The organism is Shewanella sp. 10N.286.51.B7, assembly GCF_002873615.1.
In the GTDB taxonomy this organism is placed as follows: Bacteria; Pseudomonadota; Gammaproteobacteria; order Enterobacterales; family Shewanellaceae; genus Shewanella; species Shewanella electrodiphila.
In genome coordinates this window covers 95,852-116,148 of record NZ_MCUF01000058.1, presented here as the reverse complement: position 1 = coordinate 116,148, position 20,297 = coordinate 95,852, and the positions used below count along the sequence as shown (strand labels likewise).

General features: G+C 40.4%; 17 protein-coding genes. 9 read left to right on the top strand and 8 right to left on the bottom strand.

Features of this window, described 5'->3' with window-relative positions:
* Window positions 1-36 precede the first annotated feature (36 nt).
* The 4 genes from BCU84_RS15960 to BCU84_RS15945 all read left to right on the top strand — a co-directional run bounded on the left by BCU84_RS15960 (window position 37) and on the right by BCU84_RS15945 (window position 4,413).
* Complete coding sequence (locus tag BCU84_RS15960; RefSeq protein ID WP_102529067.1) at window positions 37-1,593, top strand: GGDEF domain-containing protein; 1,557 nt, start codon at window positions 37-39, stop codon at window positions 1,591-1,593.
* Window positions 1,594-1,628: 35 nt separating this feature from the next.
* On the top strand, window positions 1,629-2,993 hold the full coding sequence (ppnN, locus tag BCU84_RS15955; RefSeq protein ID WP_102529066.1) for a nucleotide 5'-monophosphate nucleosidase PpnN: 1,365 nt from the start codon (window positions 1,629-1,631) through the stop codon (window positions 2,991-2,993).
* Between the two features lie 175 nt (window positions 2,994-3,168).
* Window positions 3,169-3,945: a flap endonuclease Xni gene (gene xni / locus BCU84_RS15950; RefSeq protein ID WP_102529065.1), complete on the top strand. Its 777-nt coding sequence runs from the start codon at window positions 3,169-3,171 to the stop codon at window positions 3,943-3,945.
* A gap of 3 nt (window positions 3,946-3,948) precedes the next feature.
* Window positions 3,949-4,413, top strand: coding sequence for a DUF3192 domain-containing protein (locus tag BCU84_RS15945; protein ID WP_102529064.1), 465 nt, complete (start codon window positions 3,949-3,951; stop codon window positions 4,411-4,413).
* A 160-nt stretch (window positions 4,414-4,573) separates the two neighbouring features.
* Here the strand turns inward: BCU84_RS15945 and BCU84_RS15940 are convergent, their stop codons facing one another.
* Entirely contained in the window at window positions 4,574-7,279 is a 2,706-nt protein-coding gene (locus BCU84_RS15940) for a prolyl oligopeptidase family serine peptidase (RefSeq protein WP_241906461.1), read from the bottom strand.
* A 547-nt stretch (window positions 7,280-7,826) separates the two neighbouring features.
* Between BCU84_RS15940 and BCU84_RS15935 the strand changes: the two genes are divergently transcribed.
* Window positions 7,827-8,837: an isocitrate dehydrogenase gene (locus tag BCU84_RS15935; protein WP_102529062.1), complete on the top strand. Its 1,011-nt coding sequence runs from the start codon at window positions 7,827-7,829 to the stop codon at window positions 8,835-8,837.
* A 110-nt stretch (window positions 8,838-8,947) separates the two neighbouring features.
* Here BCU84_RS15935 and rlmM read toward each other — a convergent pair whose 3' ends face one another.
* The 4 genes from rlmM to BCU84_RS15915 form a co-directional block, all read right to left on the bottom strand.
* Window positions 8,948-10,042 carry a 23S rRNA (cytidine(2498)-2'-O)-methyltransferase RlmM gene (gene rlmM, locus BCU84_RS15930; protein ID WP_102529061.1) on the bottom strand — a complete coding sequence of 365 codons (1,095 nt, stop codon included), beginning with the start codon at window positions 10,040-10,042 and terminating at the stop codon, window positions 8,948-8,950.
* 231 nt (window positions 10,043-10,273) lie between these two features.
* A complete protein-coding gene (locus BCU84_RS15925) occupies window positions 10,274-10,654 on the bottom strand; it encodes a DUF423 domain-containing protein (protein WP_102529060.1) in 381 nt (126 codons plus the stop codon).
* Window positions 10,655-10,692: 38 nt separating this feature from the next.
* Window positions 10,693-11,427, bottom strand: coding sequence for an alpha/beta family hydrolase (locus BCU84_RS15920; RefSeq protein WP_102529059.1), 735 nt, complete (start codon window positions 11,425-11,427; stop codon window positions 10,693-10,695).
* A 64-nt stretch (window positions 11,428-11,491) separates the two neighbouring features.
* Window positions 11,492-12,403, bottom strand: coding sequence for a transcriptional regulator GcvA (locus BCU84_RS15915; protein WP_102529058.1), 912 nt, complete (start codon window positions 12,401-12,403; stop codon window positions 11,492-11,494).
* Between the two features lie 181 nt (window positions 12,404-12,584).
* Between BCU84_RS15915 and BCU84_RS15910 the strand changes: the two genes are divergently transcribed.
* Entirely contained in the window at window positions 12,585-12,821 is a 237-nt protein-coding gene (locus BCU84_RS15910; RefSeq protein ID WP_102529057.1) for a hypothetical protein, read from the top strand.
* A gap of 301 nt (window positions 12,822-13,122) precedes the next feature.
* On the opposite strand, the gene thiI is transcribed toward BCU84_RS15910, so the two are convergent.
* From thiI to pomA, 3 genes are all read right to left on the bottom strand, one after another.
* Window positions 13,123-14,577: a tRNA uracil 4-sulfurtransferase ThiI gene (gene thiI / locus BCU84_RS15905; protein ID WP_102529056.1), complete on the bottom strand. Its 1,455-nt coding sequence runs from the start codon at window positions 14,575-14,577 to the stop codon at window positions 13,123-13,125.
* Between the two features lie 382 nt (window positions 14,578-14,959).
* Window positions 14,960-15,895 carry a flagellar motor protein MotB gene (locus BCU84_RS15900; RefSeq protein ID WP_102529055.1) on the bottom strand — a complete coding sequence of 312 codons (936 nt, stop codon included), beginning with the start codon at window positions 15,893-15,895 and terminating at the stop codon, window positions 14,960-14,962.
* A 3-nt stretch (window positions 15,896-15,898) separates the two neighbouring features.
* Window positions 15,899-16,666, bottom strand: coding sequence for a flagellar motor protein PomA (pomA, locus tag BCU84_RS15895; RefSeq protein ID WP_102529054.1), 768 nt, complete (start codon window positions 16,664-16,666; stop codon window positions 15,899-15,901).
* Between the two features lie 416 nt (window positions 16,667-17,082).
* Here pomA and xseB point away from each other — a divergent pair, with 416 nt between their 5' ends.
* Genes xseB through dxs form a run of 3 tightly spaced genes read left to right on the top strand, consistent with a single transcriptional unit; the run spans window position 17,083 to window position 20,114 of the window.
* Window positions 17,083-17,319, top strand: a complete 237-nt coding sequence (gene xseB, locus BCU84_RS15890) for an exodeoxyribonuclease VII small subunit (RefSeq protein WP_102529053.1) — start codon at window positions 17,083-17,085, stop codon at window positions 17,317-17,319.
* Window positions 17,320-18,201 carry a (2E,6E)-farnesyl diphosphate synthase gene (gene ispA, locus BCU84_RS15885; RefSeq protein WP_102529052.1) on the top strand — a complete coding sequence of 294 codons (882 nt, stop codon included), beginning with the start codon at window positions 17,320-17,322 and terminating at the stop codon, window positions 18,199-18,201.
* Window positions 18,202-18,221: 20 nt separating this feature from the next.
* On the top strand, window positions 18,222-20,114 hold the full coding sequence (gene dxs / locus BCU84_RS15880; RefSeq protein WP_102529051.1) for a 1-deoxy-D-xylulose-5-phosphate synthase: 1,893 nt from the start codon (window positions 18,222-18,224) through the stop codon (window positions 20,112-20,114).
* The last annotated feature ends 183 nt before the right edge of the window (window positions 20,115-20,297 follow it).

Genomic DNA, 20,297 nt, shown 5'->3' with positions numbered 1-20,297 from the left:
TATTAGTTATTTGTTTATCTTAGGAAACCTATAAGCATGAAAGATTCTTCAACTGCAGTCTCACAAGTTTCATTATTAAAACAGAAGCTTAATTCGGCTAAGTTGGCGCTCGAAGAAATCCATGAAGATCGTAATGAAAAATTACGTACTTTAATTCAATTCTTAGGGCATTTGAGTCTAGCCTGTAAAGGACAAAATCTTGAGCTCGATAACCGTTTAGCCAAATTGCGTCACCACCTTCAAGGTTACGATCAAATCGATGAAGCGCTACCTGAATTAGTAGAAATTGAACGGTTATTAAAAGGCCAATACAACCATACTATGACGCGCCTTGAAGAAAGTCGCACTAGCCTTTCTCGGGTCATCAGTCAGATACAAAGAGTTGATTCTGCACCTGATGAAATCAAAAAAGAAATCAATTACTTTAAAAAAGATCTTAATAAGCCCATCCATACCATTTGGGAATACATTCCAAAAGTAGAGCAAGTGATTAGCTTCTACGAGCATATTTTACAAAAAGAGTTTGCTGGCACTGATGACCATGTCATTTTGCCGCAACACCTCATTTTAGCGAAAGAGCTTGCCCATAAAATTTCAGAAATAGAATTTAGAAAAGAACAGCGTGATCAAATCTTAGTGATGAAAGAAGTCTTGATGGGTGACATCAAACTGAATACATTACTTGAGTCATATCAAACTATTCTAAGCTTATTACTCAATAATATCGCACGTGAGAAAACGGCATCTCAAGACTTTTTATATGCACTCAATGATGCGATTAGTGTTGTACGTGATGTAGTCACAAATACGGCCAATAACAATGACCGTTCACAGCAAATTAAGACTCAACTTAATAAAGAAATTAACTTACGAGTGGATAATGCTGACGGCATTTTAATTGAGTCTGATGATTTAATGGCATTAAAGACAGCGCTTACCGTGCAGCTTTCATCATTAAAAGATGCCTTAAGTCGTAAGGAAGCATTAGAAAGTCGTGAACAAGCACTATTGCGTAAATCCATTGAGTCAATGCGCAAAGAACTCACCAGCATCACTAAAGAAGCTAATAGTTATAAAGAAAAGCTGTTTGAACACCAAAAACTGAATTTACTTGATCCACTGACACAACTGCCAAATCGTGCAGCGCTTGAAGACAGAATGGAGCAAGAATTTAGAAATCATAAACGTTTTGATACGCCGCTATGGGTTGCAGTAACAGACATTGACTACTTTAAATCTGTTAATGATAACTTCGGCCACAGCACCGGTGATAAAACCTTGCAAGTGATTGCTATGGCATTAAAAAACTCTTTGCGAGAAAGTGAATTTGTCGCCCGTTATGGTGGTGAAGAGTTTGTTTTATTGCTTCCAGAAATCAATCAAGACAATATTGGTTTATTATTAAACCGTGTACGGGAAAAAATTAAGAACATCCCATTTAAATTTAAGAATCAGCGTATTACCGTCACATTATCCATTGGTGCAGCGCAAGTTATGAACAACGAGCGTATTGAAGAAACCTTCGAGCGTGCCGATGCTGCCCTATACAAAGCCAAAAATAATGGCAGAGATAGAGTCGTGATTGATATCTAATATCATAGGCAACTCATCTCTAAGAGGAGTTGCATATGATTGTAAAAATTAGCCCTAGAGGCAGTTTAGATCAACTGTCTCAAATGGAAGTTAATCGTTTAAAGCAAAGCGCTAAAAGTGAACTTTACCAACTGCTAAGAAACTGCTCCCTTGCTGTCCTCGCCTCTGGTTTGCAAAGTGATAACTCAAAAACCCTATTTGACACTTACGCCAATTTTGATATCAATGTACTACAGCGTGAGCGGGGCCTATTAATTGAATTAATCAACCCTCCAGAGCAGGCCTTTGTCGACGGAGAAATTATTTCGGGCATTCAAGAGCATCTATTTGCAGTCTTACGAGACATTGTCTATATCGACAATAAATATGATAATTTAAAGCATATCAACCTGACCAATGCCAGTCACATCACCAATGTGGTGTTCGATATTCTGCGTAATGCCAGAGTCATTTCTCCGATGAAAGATCCCAATGTGGTTGTTTGTTGGGGCGGTCATAGTATTAACCCCATTGAATATCAATACACCCGTGAAGTCGGCTACGAGTTGGGATTAAGAGGCTTAGATATCTGTACCGGTTGTGGCCCTGGCGCGATGGAAGGCCCGATGAAAGGCGCTGCGATTGGACACGCAAAACAGCGAGTCAGTAATGCACGTTATATCGGCTTAACAGAACCCAGTATTATAGCCGCTGAGCCTCCAAATCAAATCGTCAATGAATTAGTCATATTACCTGATATCGAAAAACGTTTAGAAGCCTTTGTTCGCTTAGGGCACGGTATCATTATCTTTCCTGGCGGTGCAGGTACAGCTGAGGAATTACTGTATATTCTGGGGATTTTACTCAATCACGCAAACCAAGATTTACCCTTCCCGCTCATTCTAACTGGTCCCAAAGAGAGCGCTGACTATTTCATAGAAATTGATGCCTTTATTGGCGCAACGCTAGGTCAAGAAGCACAGGACAAGTATCAAATCGTTATTGATGACCCAGTTGCTGTCGGCCGCATAATGAAACAAGGCATGCTGAAGGTAAAAGAGATGCGTAAAAGTTTAGGCGATGCCTATCAATTTCAGTGGTCATTAAAAATAGAGCCTGAATTTCAACTACCTTTTGAGCCTACTCATGATGTGATGGGGAACTTGCATTTATACTTTCAACCAAACAAAGCTGAGCTTGCCGCAACACTTAGGCGCGCATTTTCAGGGATTGTGGCTGGTAATGTAAAAAGCGATACCATCAAATTAATCGACGAGTTTGGCCCCTTTGAAATCCGTGGTGATAAACAACTAATGACGATGATGGATAAATTGCTAAACGCTTTTGTTAAGCAACAAAGAATGAAGCTGCCAGGTAGCGCTTATGTCCCTTGCTATCAAATTGTTACCCCTGATGACTAGAAGCCACTTTGGCCAAGTAAAATGCAGGGCGTTGTTTAATATCACGTTAAATAGCTATATGATTAGTCATCACAATTTGCGTCACATGAAATAGACTTTCTCTGTGATATTAATAATAAAATATTCCCTGCAACGACTCACTTGAGTCATGCCACCAGCAACGAAAAGATAAAACATGAATAAACTATTGATCATTGATGGTCTCAATCTTGTTAGACGTATTCATGCTGTATTACCAGATGAAAATGATATTGCCAGTGTCAAAGAGCGCACAATATCTGCGTCAAAAAAGCTTCTAAATCACCATAAACCCACTCATGCGATTGTAGTGTGGGACGGCGATGAAGAATCCTGGCGAAAGCGCTTATACCCAGATTATAAGAAAGGCCGCAAGCCCATGCCAGCAGCGTTAAAATCTGGATTAGCTGATATTAAAGTTGCCTTAGCAGAAGCCAACATACATTCACATGACGCTGCCTCTGAAGCTGATGATGTCATTGCAACCTTAGCCACAAAAATCGCTGAAAATAATGGCAAAGCGATCATAGTGTCGACGGACAAAGGTTTTGGTCAAATTAGCCAATCGAATATCGATATCTGGGACCACTTCAAACAACAGTATTTTGAGATAAAAGAATACGAAAAGAAGTTAGCCGTTCAGCAAAATCAAATATTAGACTTTATCGCTCTAGCAGGTGATTCTGGCAATAAAGTGCCAGGGATTGCTGGCATTGGCCCCAAATCAGCTGCAGACTTATTAAATAAATTTCGTAGCCTCGCCAACTTATATAAATCAATCGATAACCTTGGGGCAAAGCAAGCTCAAAAATTATTAGATGGCAAAGATATGGCACGGGTAAGTTATAAACTGGCACAGCTACAATGCCATATGCCACTTAATATCAATCTGAAACAATTTAGAGTCCCAGCCCAAAACGAAAGGAATGCTTAAGCAATGAAACCTTCCCTCTCCATGCTTATTGCATCAATGTTTATCGCTTATGTCGTATTCGCAATCACCGTTGTCATCATTTATGAGCCTCGTCCTGAAGATCGAAGCTGGCAAGAAAGACAAGAGTTTAACCATAGGATGCTGAGCGAAATAACCATTGGGCAAAGTATTCAAAGCATTCGTCAACAGATGGGTCGAGCTGACTTTACCGAAGCCAAAGCTTCCGATAGCGCAAACTTTCAAATTATGTTTTATCGAACGCACCACGTAAAATCTGATGGCAAAACCACCAAAGATGAGTGTACACCTTTGTTGTTTAAAGATGAGCAGCTGATTGCATGGGGGCAAGAAACTTATGACCAGTTCTTGCAGATCCCAATTTTAAATAACATTGTAGAGCCTGTGACCTCGACAACAGCTGTGTTACCAGTTGTAGAAGCGGAAGCCACAAGCTATACCCAGAAGTAACGCTAAAAGGCTCATTGCCTAATCACTGAATTGATTTTGCTAAACCTGTTGTATTAATCAATGAACCCAGCGTCATGCAAACATAAAAAATGCCACTTAATGTGGCATTTTTATTGGACTTAACTGAGTCAATTTAGCTCGATTAAATGAATATAGGTAGCTACTTATATTCTTTATAAGCTTCGCCTTTTTCCAACCACTCTGGCGCAGCTGCACCCTTTAGGTAATGGTCAAAATACTGCTTCATTCTAATCGTGTAATCCAATTTATTTGAGTACTTTTTCAAGTGATGTGGTTCGTCTTCATATTGTAAGAACACCACATCTTTTCCCGTACGGCGCATCGCCAGATATAACTCAACACCTTGTTCCCAAGGCACCGCATCATCTTTATCACCAAACATAATCATCATCGGAGTTTGAATACGTTCAGCATAAAACACTGGTGAGTTTTCTATATATTTCTGTGGTGATTGAAACAAGCTTTCAGCAATACGGCTTTGTCCTGTTTCGTATTGAAACTGACGCGCTAAACCTGAACCATGACGAATGCCACTATATGCACTGGTCATGTTCGATACGGGCGCACCTGTTACTGCAGCTTTAAATATATTCGTCTGGGTCACCGCAAAAGCAGTTTGATAGCCGCCCCACGAATGCCCTTGAATCCCCACAGCGTCAGGATCGGCGATACCCATATCGATAAGCTTTTGGACGCCAGAAGTTAACCCTTTAACTGCTGATGCCCCAGGATAACCTACTTCAAAACGGATATCAGGCAAGAAAATAGCGTAGCCATTGTCAGCATACCAAGCAAAGTTAGGACGATGGTTTATCGCCATATGCGGGAATGAATGTAACCGGTCGCTCATAAAGCGGTAAAAATACACCATGACAGGGTATTGCTTACCTTCTTGATAATGAGTGGGTTTAATCAATACGCCATCAGTTTTACGACCATCAGCATCGCTCCACTGAACCAACTCAGCACTTGCCCAATCAAAGCCATCACGTTGCTTGTCTAAATCAGTTTGTTTTACAGCATCATTTGGTGAGTTCACGCTAGCGGTATAAAGATCTGGAAACAAATCATAACGCTCTTTCGAATACACGATAGTGTCTGCATTTTTACTGCGCGCTAAAATTTTCAGTTTAGCGTTACTATCAACTAATTCGGTCAAACTAGAGACGCCAACTGTAGCACTATAAAGACTGTCGGCTTTAGTGGTTTCGTTATAACCATGAATCAGCAATGATTGATCTTGTGTGACAACAGCAGGCACATCGCCGTCTTCGTATTGCCCTTCTATACGCAGTTGCGTTTTAGTCTTACGCCCTTCCCCTTTTGACAACATAAAGCCGTCAAAAGATGACGAGTTAAACTGCCAAATGTCATATTTGTCATAGGCAATAATGCCTGAGCCATCTGCTAACCAAGAACCGAAACCATAGCTCGGTGCATTACCTGGATAATCATGATCTTCATTGGCAAAACTAACACTAATATCTTTTGAGATGGTGTGTCTTCTCACGCCTGCAATATCGTACATAAATAGCTGGCCTTGTTGATAATAAGCAACAAAGCGTGCATTTGGCGATAATGTTGGCATTTCATTAGATGGATGCTGAGTCAGTAACTGCAACTTTCTACCAGTATTTAAATCAACCAGATAAACGTCTTGGTAAAAACCCGCCCAAGTGATCATTTTCTGATATGGCACATCTGAGGTCGCCAGTAGATAACGTTGCTGCTCTCCATATTGCACATCTGGAATCGCTTCATCAGCAAGTTGGACGATGCGATTTGCTTTTACGTGCAGTACAGATAAATAAGTGCGTTGTTGCTCTTTTGAATATTGCTTAACTTCATGAGGCTTTATCTTTGGGTCATCGCCATGCCACACTTTCAAATTACGAAGACCTGTAACCACACTGGTATCATATAAGTCAGCTTCAGACTCGATCTCTGCTAACGAAACCACTTTATCAACTTGAGGTACGCGGCCAATAAAGAGTCGCAAACTGTCTTCAGAGAAAAACACTTTAGAATATTGGTTTAATGTCCAGTCATCATCCTGTGGCGTTTCTTTCAATTTAAATGTGGTTAAGTTTAATAGTGAAAGCTGATATTCACGCTCATCACGTTCGACTTTAGCGTCTCCTTGAGTGAAAGCGAGCCATTGACCATCATCAGATAAACTTAGCTCTCCAACCTGGCTATCAATGTTTTTAAACACTTGCTTAAGGGTATTATTAGTTAAGTTAACTTTTTTAATGAGGTGTTGATTTGTTTTGATATCATTAATAGCAACAACAAAGTTTTTACCGACGCGGTCAAAACTAAATTGAGTCACATTGTCAAAATCGTGGCTTGAGTTGTCAGCTAAATGAATCAGTTTTATTGCACTGCCAATGTCTTTTTCATTGATACTAGGTGCGTCTTTATCTTCATCACCCTCGGCTTCTTCAGCTTCAAACCAAATCGCTAAAAAGAGTCCATCCTGGCTAAACTCTGCATGTTTCACTTTCTCGAAGTTTTGTTGTTCAGCCGTTTCGGTGTTGAATAATGCAAGCCCTGAATGCAGTTCCGATTTTTTTAATGTCTTCTTTTCTAATAACGTCGGATTAAGCGTCGCAATGGCAAAACTGCCTTGGCTGTTAAGCTTAACATCTGAGCCGCCAGCAATAACAAACTGCTTCTTAGATTCAACAATATTGATCAGTGCCCGGCTATCACCTCTATCAGGCATTGCTTCAACAGCGATGGTCTTTCCATTATCAGAAATCACTGGCTGCTTAAGCGTTTCAAAATGCATAATGTCATTTAGCGATAATGAAGTGGGTTGTTCAGCCGCAGCAAGCGACATTGACGCTGTGAGTAACGTCAAGGGAATAAGTTTATGTAACTTCAAAGTCATCCTCGTTATATTTATTATTTTTAAACGGCTAAGTCTTGAAGACTCATCCTAACGCTTAAACATAAGAAACGACATATTTTACATGAGTGGAAATAGATCGTTTACCATCAATGTATAATTCTGTTCTCTTTTTAGCAAAAACAATAATTAAGTTTATTTTTTAAACTGTTAGACCAAAGTCGTCTGTTCAAAAAATCTAATCTCAATAAGCTATCTTGGTAAATTAACCGAACCAATTAACGAATCAGCAACAATCACGGTCTAAATATGACGCATATTGAAGCTTTAATTTAAGCTGTTGTGAATATCTTAAAGCAATCAGCTGAGGATTAACTTAAAAAACTTAAAAAATATGTGATTTATCTCACTAAATCCTGTAAAAAAATTTCAAAATTCGTTAAAATGCGCCGCAACAGAACCGTTAGTTAATCGTCCCGTAACAGTGTTATTAACACTGACAGGAAAATGCAGTAACCACTAAGTGGAAGGACTATCCATGCCAAAACGTACTATAACCGTAATCCCAGGTGACGGGATTGGACCAAGCATTATCGATTCCGCTTTAAAGATTCTCGACAAAGCTGGTTGCGACTTTGAATATGAATTTGCAGACGCCGGTTTAGCCGCACTAGAAAAGCAAGGTGAATTAGTACCACAGCGTACCTTAGACCTAATCGAAAAAAACCGTATTACATTGAAAGGACCTTTAACAACACCTGTTGGAGAAGGCTTCACTTCAATTAACGTGAGCTTACGTAAAAAATTCAGCCTATATGCAAACGTACGCCCAGTACTTTCATTTAACGGTACTCAAGCACGTTACGACAACATTGATATCATTACCGTTCGTGAGAACACGGAAGGTATGTACTCAGGTTTAGGTCAAAAAGTATCTGATGACGGCGCAACAGCAGAAGCCACCAGTATCATTACACGCCAAGGCGCTGAGCAAATCACAACATTTGCCTACGAACTAGCACGTAAAGAAAACCGTAAAAAAGTGACTATCGTTCATAAAGCTAACATCATGAAATCAACTTCAGGTTTATTCTTGAAAGTGGCACGTGAAGTAAGTGAACGTTACCCAGATATCGAAACAGAAGAAATGATTGTTGACGCAACTTGTATGAAGTTGGTTATGAATCCAGAAAATTTCGACGTTTTGGTCACCACTAACTTATTCGGCGATATCTTATCTGACTTATGTGCAGGTCTAGTCGGCGGTTTAGGCATGGCACCTGGTGCTAACATCGGTAAAGATGCTGCTATTTTCGAAGCTGTTCATGGTAGCGCACCTGATATCGCGGGTAAAAACTTAGCTAACCCAACGTCTGTAATTCTTGCTTCTATCCAGATGCTTGAATACTTAGGTATGGCTGACAAAGCTGAAATGATCCGCGCAGCAGTATCTGCAGTGATCGAAGAAGGCGACCGTACTACTCGTGATTTAGGCGGTACTCATGGTACTACTGACTTCACCCAAGCTGTTATTGACCGTTTAGGTTAATTTACCTGACAATCAGTCGGTAAATAATAAAAAAGCTTTAACAAAAAGCCCTTAGTGATTCACTAAGGGCTTTTTAATATCTGTTTTTACTCGCTATGCCTGTTTACTACTTAATCGTGAAAGTTCCAGGCTGTATTAGGCTTAACCCATAAATGTACCGTCACTTCATCACGGTCATGATAAAGATGTTTACATTGGATTTTAAAGTCATCAATTTCATTTTCTTTTAAAATCACAGCCATGGTATCAAGAATTTGTTTAACTTCTTTATAGCGACTCTTCATTGGGAGTTTAAGATTAAAGATAGCTTCTTTAAACCAACCATTAATGGCCCAAGCTTCCATTAACTCAGCAACACGTGATGGCTTTTCTACCATGTCACACACTAGCCAATAAATGTTCTTTCTTGGTGGCTCAAAACGAAAACCGTCAGCACGATAATGACGTACTTGTCCTGTATCCATTAGCTTTTGATCCATAGGTCCATTATCAACAGCTGCCACAAACATACCACGGCGAACTAGCTGATAAGTCCAGCCTCCTGGACAAGCCCCTAAATCAACAGAATGCAGGCCTGAACGACAACGTTGCTCTTGCTCTTCCTTTGTTAAGAAATGCCCAAAAGCTTCATCCAACTTTAAGCTTGAACGACTTGGCGCATCTGCAGCCATTTTGAGGCGTGGAATACCCATAAAATGAGGCGAGCTGTTGTTTGTTAATGAATAACCCACATAAGCCTGACCTGGTGCCACAAAGCAAACATGAATAATCGGTCTTCTGTCATTTTCTTGAGCAAGTAATGAACCTGACTTTTTTAGCCCCTGGCGCAATGGCACTGTGAACTTACGACAGAATCCAGATAATTCTTTAGCTTCATTGGTATCAGGCGTTTCGACTCTTAATTCACCTGCTTTAGTGACACCTGACAATGCCGCCACAACGGGTGAAACACGGTCAGTTTCAGGCAAGCCTTTTAATAAGTCATTAGCTGCAAACATTTGTCTGGCAAAGACTAACGAATTCAGTTCGATTTTCTTGGCTAGCTGTTCACCACCATCTTCTTCAAAGCATTGGTAAATAACATAGGCATCGTTGGTATTAGTTTTAACAAAACCACCAATATTCAAGTCAGCTGCTCGCTGTTGAATTTCTGCAGCACAATCTTTTTCATAACCTGCACGGCAGAACAAAAATAGGTTTTTCATGGTGAACCTTAAGCTTCAAAACGAGACTCAAGATTGAGTGTCGTTAGTCAGTACAATTAAAAATACAATATTGAGCTGCATTATACGCAACTTTACAGACACTGTGTGAATTGAAGATATAAAAAGCGAAAACAACAAAGCCGCAAAAAGTTGCCTTTGTGCGGCTCTGTAGCAATATTAATCATCAAACATCAAACGATATTAAGCTGACGCTATTAATCCAAAGTGATTCTAAACTTTATCTTCATGCTTAAAGATAGCAAGCGCAAACAGTAACCAACCTAATAACATACAAAGGCCGCCCATTGGCGTTATCGGGCCAATCCATTTAGCCCCTGTGAATGCATAAACATATAGCGAGCCAGAGAACAGTAATATCCCAACAAAGAATAGGCCTGCTGCCCAATTAAGTAATTTTGAAGATATCCAATGCCCAGCAAAAGCGACCGCAATAATCGCAAAGGTATGGTAGAAATGATAATCCACTCCCAGCTTAAAAATAGCCACAAGTTCAGGAGGAGCAATATTTTTAAGTCCATGAGCGCCAAATGCGCCTAAACCAACCGCAAGAAAACCACTCAATGCAGCTAATAGTAACAAGCCTTTTTTCATTTCATTGCCTTTAAAAATTCAACTATCATCAAAAATTATTAAACGTGTAAATCGATAAACTGCTTACATTGCTCAACACAATCTTGCAGATTAGCCTCTAAAGTGGCACCTGACGACTTTCTTGGCTTAAAACTATGATCGCCATCAATAATCCAGCCTAACTTAATGGCATCGCTTAGCGGCCAAAGTGGTATTTCAGTTTTGCCACCAAACTTATCACGCTCTCCCTGTAACACCATCACAGGCACTGAGGCATCATTTATCGGCGATAAACGGGGCTCTCCCCCTTTTAGCGGCACAAATGGATAACCTAAACACATTACTGCCTTGATTCGCTTTTTTACTTGATCAAACTCAGGGTGGATTTCAACTTTGGCGATATCACTTAATTCAGGCGTTGTAATAATAGCTGACATTCTTCCCCCCATGGATTTCCCCATGAGGATAATATTTTCCGTAATTAAGTTGCCCTGTTTGATTTGATGTTCAATATCAACAAGCACTTGTTGATAGTAATTAAGTAACTTAGGCGCTCTATCGGGTGGTCTACGCTTACCGTCTTGCATGTTGGCTTGCATATATAAGAAGTTAAACCGTAAAACTTGCACGCCAGTTTGTGCAAGATCGTTTGCCACTTGCTCCATAAAATCGGAATGCATATTAGCGCCGGCGCCGTGGGCAAAAACCACCAAAGTTTTACTGGGCTTGCCCAATAAAATCGATTCAATGTCTATTTCAGGCGCTGGTGTTAGTCTATTTTCAAGTTTTTTCATTATTGGGCTTATCAGTAATCATGTAGACATAATATTAGGCGAAGCAAATTGCACCGCGCCGAGCTTAACCAGCAAGTAACTCACTACGTGATTCTTCGGCAAACATGTCAACCATCCACTCTCTAAACGCGGCAACTTTACCGAGTTCGGAATGATTTTGCTGACAAACCAAGTAGTAAGCATCTTTGCTCACTAATACTTCTGAGAAAGGACACACTAATCGCCCCGCCTTAATATCAGGTCGAGCAAGCACGCTATAACCTAATGCCACACCTTGTCCATGAGCTGCTGCTTGTAAAACCAATGACGAATGACTGAATATCGGCCCCGAGTTAACATTAATTTCACTAATCCCGCATTGTCTAAACCAAGCTTGCCAATCATGGCGACTTGAGTCATGCAATAAGGTGTGATTTTTTAAATCACTGGGTTTCTCTAATGGTTTAGGGCCATTGAGTAACAAGGGCGAACAAACTGGAATAAGCACTTCATTGCGTAACTTATCAGCGCGAAGTCCAGGCCAATTGCCTTGACCATAATAGATAGCAACATCGACGTCATCAGTTAATGAATCAGCTTCACTATCTACGGCTTTAATCCGCACATCAATGTCTGGATTTTTTTCACTGAACTTCGCCAATCGAGGCACAAGCCATTGAATTGCAAAGCTTGGAGACATACTTACCGTTAATGAACCTATCGCACTTCTTGCTAAAAGGCGGTCCGTAGATTCCCCAAGTTGGATAAAGATATCTTTGATATCGAGAAAATAACTCTGGCCTTCTTCCGTTAATAATAACGAGCGGTTTTTACGGCGAAATAGTTTTAAACCTAAAAAATCTTCTAATGCTTTAATTTGATGACTCACCGCCGCTTGAGTCACAAAAAGTTCTTCTGCCGCACGAGTAAAACTCAAGTGTCTGGCAGCGGCTTCGAAAGCTTTGACCGCGTTCAAAGGTGGCAATCTTCTCGACATAGTGATCAATCTCTCGTTTTTTAATTAGTTTTTCTAATGATTATCGTTATTTTTTGTCGTTTGTAAAGAACACTGTATTCGTTTAAATTATAACCATTGAAATTTAGTGAGTTGGACAATCTCAATATGGAAAAGAGGGAGCGTCCGACAGTATGATTTGTCAGCCCGGAGGCGACCCTTTATGTTTAACTTAAAAAACCTAGCAACTGTAACTTTACTTTCTACTTTCGCTTTTGCAGCTAACGCTACAGATTCAACAATTGATATCAGCGACCTGCAAGCGTCAATGAACGCTGAATTTGAGCAAAGTATGACAGAAATGCAGAACAACGTTGATGTCGATGTTAAAAGCTCATTAGTTGCTGAGAAAGAAGATCAAACAACAGTGACCACAGCAGAAGTTCGCATTGCTGAATAATCTACTGTAAAAACAGATTCAAAAAAACCGCATTAGCCAAATTAATGGTGATGCGGTTTTTTTATGGCCATTTTTTATAGAAAACCACAATATGGGTTCAACTTAAAGTAGCTAACGGCAAACCTTGAGAATAGAAGATAAAAAAATAGCTAGCGGAATACACCACTAGCTATTATTTAATAAGTTTTAAACCGTTATTACTGCAACTTCAATGATCTGCAATTTCAAGCTTCAGGAATAACAAACCTCAGTAATATCAACGCGCCACAATATCTGTATCGCTTACCAAGATGTATATTGCTTAAGGGCGGTACACTTTCACGTTGCTATAACCTTGCTCTGTTAAGTAAAGCGCTTGCAGTTTACTCATTACACCGCGGTCACAATATAAAAGGTAAGTTTTCTCTTTATCTAAATCAGCAAACTGAGTCGCTAACTTAAAGAAAGGAATTTTTAAAATTTCAGTACCTTCGATACTCAGCGGGTTTTGCTCTTCTTCGTCTTGAGCACGGATATCAATAACGATATCACCATTATCAATTGCTTCAACGGTTTCTGTTTCACTGACCGTAGTCTCTACTTTTTCAGCGATTTGCTTAATATCGATAACCACTGCATCATTTACGACGCGATCAATTAAGTCTTCAGTAAATTTAAGCTCTTCCGCTTCAATCTTAGCTAGAACAGCTTTAACTGTTGGCTTTTGCGAAATAACACCACAATATTCAGGTATTGCCTTAGCAAAATCTTCGGTACCAATTTTGCGGCTTTCGTTAATAATGTCTTGCTTATCCATTGTAATAAGCGGGCGCAAGATTAACAGATCAGTACAACGGTCAATTACGTTAAGATTAGTGAGAGTTTGGCTAGATACTTGACCTAAACTTTCGCCAGTCACCAATGCTTGGATACCATACTTGTCAGCAATTTTAGTTGCGGCGCGCATCATGACACGTTTTAAGATAACCCCCATTTGACCGTTATCGATTCTTTCTAAAATTTCTTCAACAACAGGTTCAAATGGCACAGTGATGAAACGAACTTTGTGAGACTCACCGTATTTCTGCCATAGATGATAAGCAACCTGCTTCACACCGATTTCGTGTTGAGCGCCGCCCAAGTTAAAGAAGCAGTAATGGGTACGTGCACCTTTCTTAATAAATTGGTAGCTAGAAACACCTGAATCAAAACCACCAGAGATAAGTGATAACACGTCTTCTTGAGTGGCCATTGGGAATCCACCCAAACCTTCAATACGACGAACAACCATATACAGTTTCTCGTGATCAATTTCTAAATTGACTGTCATATCAGGACTTTTAAGCTTAACGCCTGCGGCTTCAGTGTGCTGATTTAATCCGCCACCCACATAACGCTCAACCTCAATCGAATTAAAGTCATGCTTACCTGTACGTTTTACACGAACACAGAACGTTTTGCCTGCCAATTCGTCTTTATAAACAGGTAGCACTTGCTGATAAATATCATCAATAGAATCGAAGCTGTATTCATCTACTTGAATAACATGGGCAATACCAGGAATACACTCTAGACGTGCAGAAATTGCATCAACTCTGGCTTGTTCATCGCTAGCTACGTGGATCATAATGCGATCCCATTGGCGCTGTACTCTTACGTCTTCATCAACTTTTTTAAGTACATTGCGAATGTTAGTTTCAAGGATTTTAGTAAAACGCATTCTAACGGTTTTACTTTTCATCATGATTTCTGGGTATAGCTTTACGATAAACTTCATTGGATTTCCGCGGGCATCTGGTTCGGTATAAGCCTTATTAAGCAGTAATTTTATCTAGCCAAAAAGACGCTTATGGCATTCATATTAGTGACTAAAAAGGCATAAAAAACGATGACTGGACAGTGACCAGCCATTTAAGGGCGGGATTATAGCAAAAATTGACTATTAACCAAACACATTAAATAGCAATACCTAGGCGAGAGCGCATTTGGGTTTATAAACTAGAAAACATCAAAAAAGCCGCGTTAATAAAAGTGAATCACAATTATTAAAACGGCCTTTTATAGTCTGCGTAAAACTCGTTTAAAATCATTTAAATCAACAAAAACGAACTCGAAAAATATCCGATTGTAAACTGATATAATTGATTAATCCGCGCCCTTTATTGCTGCGGGATAGCTTCAATTTCTCTCGACTCTTTTGCTTTACCTTGCTCAATAGAAATTTCAACGCGGCGATTTCTACTGCGATTTTGATTAGAGTCATTGGGGACTAGTGGCGAGTTTGATGCCATGCCAACCACTCTCATTCTCGCCTCATCAAAACCTTTCACTTTCGCAAGTTCGTGAGCCACAGCAACCGCACGCTTACTCGATAAATCCCAGTTAGAACTATAAAGCTCATTACTGATATGCATGCCATCGGTATGTCCTGAGACAGTAATGATCCCCGGAACATCTTTGAGCAAGTCACCAATAGAGCGGACAACAGGTTTAAATCGCGGCTGTAAGAAACCAGAGCCTGAGGCAAATGAACCTTTCTCTCGAATTCGAATTATGATTTGTTGACCTAATGATTCGATTTCAATTGCACCATCAACAATCTCTTCGTTGAGTTTCTCGGCCATCTTTTTAACTTGATCGTTAATGTTTTCTTGCTCTGATGATGACTGAGATTCTTGTGCTTGAGCTTGCTGTTGTGCTGTAGCAGCTGCATTACCGCCTCTGTTTTCACCTTGTTGTTTTTGCACACCGCCCGCACTGGCATCATCACCCGCTTGATACTCAATGGTTTGTTGGGTCATTTCATTGGTTTGCTGATTAATAATTTCAATCGGTGTCGGATCAGGTTTACCAGGTCGAAACTCCAATGCGATGACTGACGTTCCTTTAGGAATATCTTTTACTTCCACTTTATTTTGTACGCCAAATGCGTACTTCATCGAGCCAGCAATTTGTTTGAACTTCATCACATCCATTTCAGAGAATGCTAGCAGTAGAACGAAGAAACACATCAACAACGACATCAGGTCAGCAAATGTCGCTAACCACAATGGCGCTCCAGGCGGTGGACAATCACACTTGGCCTTCTTAGCCATGAGTTATTCTCCGTCCGTTGTATCAATTTGACGTGATTTTTCAGATAAGTAGTTTTTAAGGAAACCTTCGATTACACGCGGGTTTTGGCCATCTTGAATCGCTAATACGGCATCCATAATCAAATTACGGTTGAGCAATTCTTCACTCATTCTTAATTGAAGTTTATCGGCAATCGGGATCGCAATCATGTTCGCAATTATCGCGCCATAAAGCGTTGTTAACAAAGCAACGGCCATTGATGGACCAATCGATTTAGGATCATCCATATTAGATAACATGGCAACGAGGCCAATCAAGGTACCGATCATCCCCATTGCTGGCGCAACATCACCTAGAGACTTAAATATACCAACACCGGTTTTATGACGTTCTTCAGTAAGTGCAATATCTTTTTCTAAGGCTTCACGAACCACATCGCCATCATGTCCATCGACCAACATATCAACGGCTTTCTGCATAAAGCTATTAGTGATTTGAGCCTCTTCTAATGCCAAAAATCCACCTTTACGGGCAGCATCAGCCATATTAACCGATTGTTCGATTAAATCTTCTGGCTTATCGATTTTAAACATAAAAGCTTTAGCGCCAATTTTAACAGCACCCAGAAATTGCTTTAAATTGTACTTCATCATTACAACGAACAATGAACCAATAAATACAATCATCACTGATGGCACATCAACAAATATTGAAATACCGCCACTGCTGACCATAGACCCAATAATAAAAGCAAAGGCTCCGATTAAACCTATTAGGGTTGCTAAATCCACAATGTCTCCTTGATTGCAGTCTTATAATGCTGCCTACTGATTAAAACCGTAAAATGGTTAACCGTCTTATCGATATTAATGTAACACCCTGAGTGTCAGTGATAATAGTTCAATTACTAAAAAAACACTCGATAGCCAGCATTCTTTAAAAAAATAGCCAGTGGTGTAAAAAAATCAATCAATTCCACGGTATAAAAAGCATTTTCAATATAACTTATGAATAATACTTGTCGATGAAGGAAACTGGCATTCGTTATAGTTATCGGTCAAACTTAGCCCAAGTTTAGAGTTATTTTACTCATTGTATAATTTTTCAGTCACAAAGCGTGCTATTGAGCAAATAAACTACGACTCAATTTGACCCTTAGCTCGCCCTGATATACTTTGTTCTGCGCACAACATAAGGAAACATTATTGTGGCAAAAAAACCTGAGAATCTTAGTTTTGAAGAGTCCTTATCGGAGCTTGAAAACATTGTTGCAGATCTTGAGCAAGGTGAAGTCACATTAGACAGTGCCCTCAAACAATTTGAGCGTGGAATAAAGTTGGTTCGCCAAAGCCAATCCAAGCTTGAACAAGCACAACAGAAAGTATCCATCTTATTAGATGAAGATGATACTAACCTGAGCCCATTTACCGTTGAAGGCGAATAAGTGTTAGCCCAAGCAATTGAAAAGTATCAACAACGCGTCGATAACGTTCTGAGAAATAAACTTGCAGAACTCGACGATAGTGCCCCTGAATTAAAAGCAGCGATGAGCCATGGGGCTTTATTAGGCGGCAAACGAATTCGCCCTTTTATGGTTTACAGCATTGGCGAAATGTTAGGCGCAGATTTAGCTTTACTAGATAATGCAGCTGCAGCCATCGAATGTATCCATGCTTACTCATTAATTCATGATGACTTACCAGCGATGGATGATGATGCCCTTCGCAGAGGCAAACCCACTGTTCATATCGCTTTTGATGAAGCCACAGCCATTCTTGCTGGTGATGCATTACAAACATTGGCTTTTGAGCTGATATGCCAGCCAAATGACAACATATCGGCGCAGCAACAATTAGCAATGGTCACCGCGTTAGCAAAAGCATCAGGTTATAGTGGTATGTGTGGCGGTCAAGCAATTGATCTCAGCTCAACAGACAAACGTATCAACCTTGAACAGTTAACCCAATTACATAATAAAAAAACCGGTGCGCTGATCAGTTGTGCTGCAGAGTTGGCTTTAATTGCTGCTAATGCAAGTCAAAAAGAACAACGGATTATTAGAGAGTTCGCCGCTAATATCGGCTTAGCTTTTCAAGTTCAAGATGACATTTTAGACATCACATCTAGCACTGAAGAGTTAGGTAAGCCCCAAGGCAGTGATGAAGAAGCGAACAAGAGTACTTTTCCTCGCTTGCTTGGACTGCAAGGTGCAAATGAATGTGCCGAGCAACTAATTAACGATGCACTATCAGCGCTGGCAAATTTAACCTACAATAGCCAGTTAATTGCAGACTTCGCCCGCTATATCATTGCGCGAAGATTATAAAAGAGACAGTTTATCTCCTTATGAGTTTCGATAATTCTCAATTTCCGGTATTGGCACAAGCTAATACGCCTGAAGATTTAAAAAAGCTGCCTCAAGGCATGCTGCCACAACTGTCTGATGAGCTAAGACAATTCTTGCTAAAATCAGTCAGCAACTCGAGTGGCCATTTTGCTTCAGGCTTGGGTACTGTTGAATTAACAGTAGCGCTTCACTATGTCTACAACACGCCATTTGATCGCGTGGTTTGGGATGTAGGACATCAAGCTTACCCACATAAAATCTTAACGGGTCGTCGAGACCAGATGCACACTATTCGTCAAAAAAATGGATTGCATCCTTTCCCTTGGCGCGAAGAAAGTGAATATGACACATTCAGTGTTGGTCACTCTGGCACTTCTGTCAGTGCGGCATTAGCCATGGCTGTTGCTGCTGAAAAAGAGCAGAAAGATCGTAAAGTCGTTGCTGTTATCGGTGACGGTGCAATGACTGGCGGCATGGTATTTGAAGCCATGAACCACGCAGGTGACTTACACAATGACATGTTAGTTGTGTTAAATGACAACGAGATGTCAATCTCTGAAAACGTCGGTGCATTAAACAACCATTTAGCCCAATTGATGTCAGGCCGTTTTTACACCACCATTCGTGAAGGTAGTAAAAAAGTGCTTAAGGGCATGCCTGTCATCAAAGAAATGGCAAAGCGCACTGAAGAACACCTTAAAGGCATGGTTGTACCAGGGACTTTATTTGAAGAACTTGGCTTCAACTATATTGGCCCAATTGACGGTCACGATGTTGATTCTTTAGTTGAAACCTTACGCAATATGCGTGATCTTAAAGGACCACAAATATTGCATATCATGACCAAGAAAGGTCGTGGTTATGAGCCAGCAGAGAAAGATCCTATTGGCTGGCACGCAGTACCCAAATTTGACCACACTCAGTTTAGAAAACCTAAAGCGAAACCTAGCTCACCGACCTTCTCACAAGTGTTTGGTAAGTGGCTTTGTGACGTAGCTAAGGAAGATGAAAAACTGTTAGCCATTACACCTGCCATGCGTGAAGGTTCAGGAATGGTTGAGTTTTCGCAAAAATTCCCTAAACAATACTTTGATGCCGCGATTGCTGAGCAACATGCTGTTACCTTAGGTGCGGGTTTTGCTTGTGAAGGCTTTAATGCTGTTGTGGCCATTTATTCTACCTTCTTGCAACGTGGTTATGACCAAATCATTCATGATGTGGCCTTACAACGTTTACCGGTATTATTCGCCATAGACCGTGGCGGTATCGTTGGCGCTGATGGCCCAACCCACCAAGGCGCATTTGATTTAAGTTTCTTACGCTGCGTACCTAACATGGTGATAATGGCACCGTCTGATGAAGATGAATGTCGTCAGATGCTATATACAGGTTATCGTTATAAAGCAGGTCCTACAGCTGTTCGTTACCCTCGCGGTAGTGCCACAGGTATCGAGCAAACTGAAGTGATGACTGAAATACCCATCGGTAAAGGTGTCATTAAACGACAAGGCGCTGATATTCAAAGCACAAGCAAGAAAAGCAGTATTGCCATTGTGAACTTCGGAACCACTTTAGCTGCTGCTCTTGAAGCTGCAGAAGCCTTAGATGCTACCGTTGCAGATATGCGCTTTGTTAAGCCTCTAGATGAAGCACTACTGGCTGAACTTGCCAATAGTCATGATATTATCGTCACGCTTGAAGAAAACGCCATTATGGGCGGTGCTGGTAGTGGTGTGATTGAAGCATTACAGAAAATGAAAATCATTAAGCCTGTGCTGCAAATCGGCCTGCCAGATGAGTTCATCAAACATGGTGCGCCTGATGAAATTATTCAAGAATTAAAGCTTGATGGCGCTGGCGTGCTAGAGCAGATTAAGCAATATATTGGCTAAGCTTCAATATTATTAGCAAAACACAAAAAAAGGACTGCAATTGCAGTCCTTTTTTATACTTGAGGTTTGATTAATACCTATTAACCACCATCAATTATTCAGCCTCAAGTTTAGGCATTATGATAATGCGTAAACTTGGGAGCCTAAGCGCTAAATCTATGTGCTAAATCTAAGTACTAAATC

Bases quoted from the DNA above. Each gene is read 5' to 3' on its own strand.
- BCU84_RS15960 (WP_102529067.1), top strand. From the start codon at position 37: ATGAAAGATTCTTCAACTGCAGTCTCACAAGTTTCATTATTAAAACAG.
- ppnN (WP_102529066.1), top strand. From the start codon at position 1,629: ATGATTGTAAAAATTAGCCCTAGAGGCAGTTTAGATCAACTGTCTCAA.
- xni (WP_102529065.1), top strand. From the start codon at position 3,169: ATGAATAAACTATTGATCATTGATGGTCTCAATCTTGTTAGACGTATT.
- BCU84_RS15945 (WP_102529064.1), top strand. From the start codon at position 3,949: ATGAAACCTTCCCTCTCCATGCTTATTGCATCAATGTTTATCGCTTAT.
- BCU84_RS15940 (WP_241906461.1), bottom strand. From the start codon at position 7,279: ATGTCGCTTGCTGCGGCTGAACAACCCACTTCATTATCGCTAAATGAC.
- BCU84_RS15935 (WP_102529062.1), top strand. From the start codon at position 7,827: ATGCCAAAACGTACTATAACCGTAATCCCAGGTGACGGGATTGGACCA.
- rlmM (WP_102529061.1), bottom strand. From the start codon at position 10,042: ATGAAAAACCTATTTTTGTTCTGCCGTGCAGGTTATGAAAAAGATTGT.
- BCU84_RS15925 (WP_102529060.1), bottom strand. From the start codon at position 10,654: ATGAAAAAAGGCTTGTTACTATTAGCTGCATTGAGTGGTTTTCTTGCG.
- BCU84_RS15920 (WP_102529059.1), bottom strand. From the start codon at position 11,427: ATGAAAAAACTTGAAAATAGACTAACACCAGCGCCTGAAATAGACATT.
- BCU84_RS15915 (WP_102529058.1), bottom strand. From the start codon at position 12,403: ATGTCGAGAAGATTGCCACCTTTGAACGCGGTCAAAGCTTTCGAAGCC.
- BCU84_RS15910 (WP_102529057.1), top strand. From the start codon at position 12,585: ATGTTTAACTTAAAAAACCTAGCAACTGTAACTTTACTTTCTACTTTC.
- thiI (WP_102529056.1), bottom strand. From the start codon at position 14,577: ATGAAGTTTATCGTAAAGCTATACCCAGAAATCATGATGAAAAGTAAA.
- BCU84_RS15900 (WP_102529055.1), bottom strand. From the start codon at position 15,895: ATGGCTAAGAAGGCCAAGTGTGATTGTCCACCGCCTGGAGCGCCATTG.
- dxs (WP_102529051.1), top strand. From the start codon at position 18,222: ATGAGTTTCGATAATTCTCAATTTCCGGTATTGGCACAAGCTAATACG.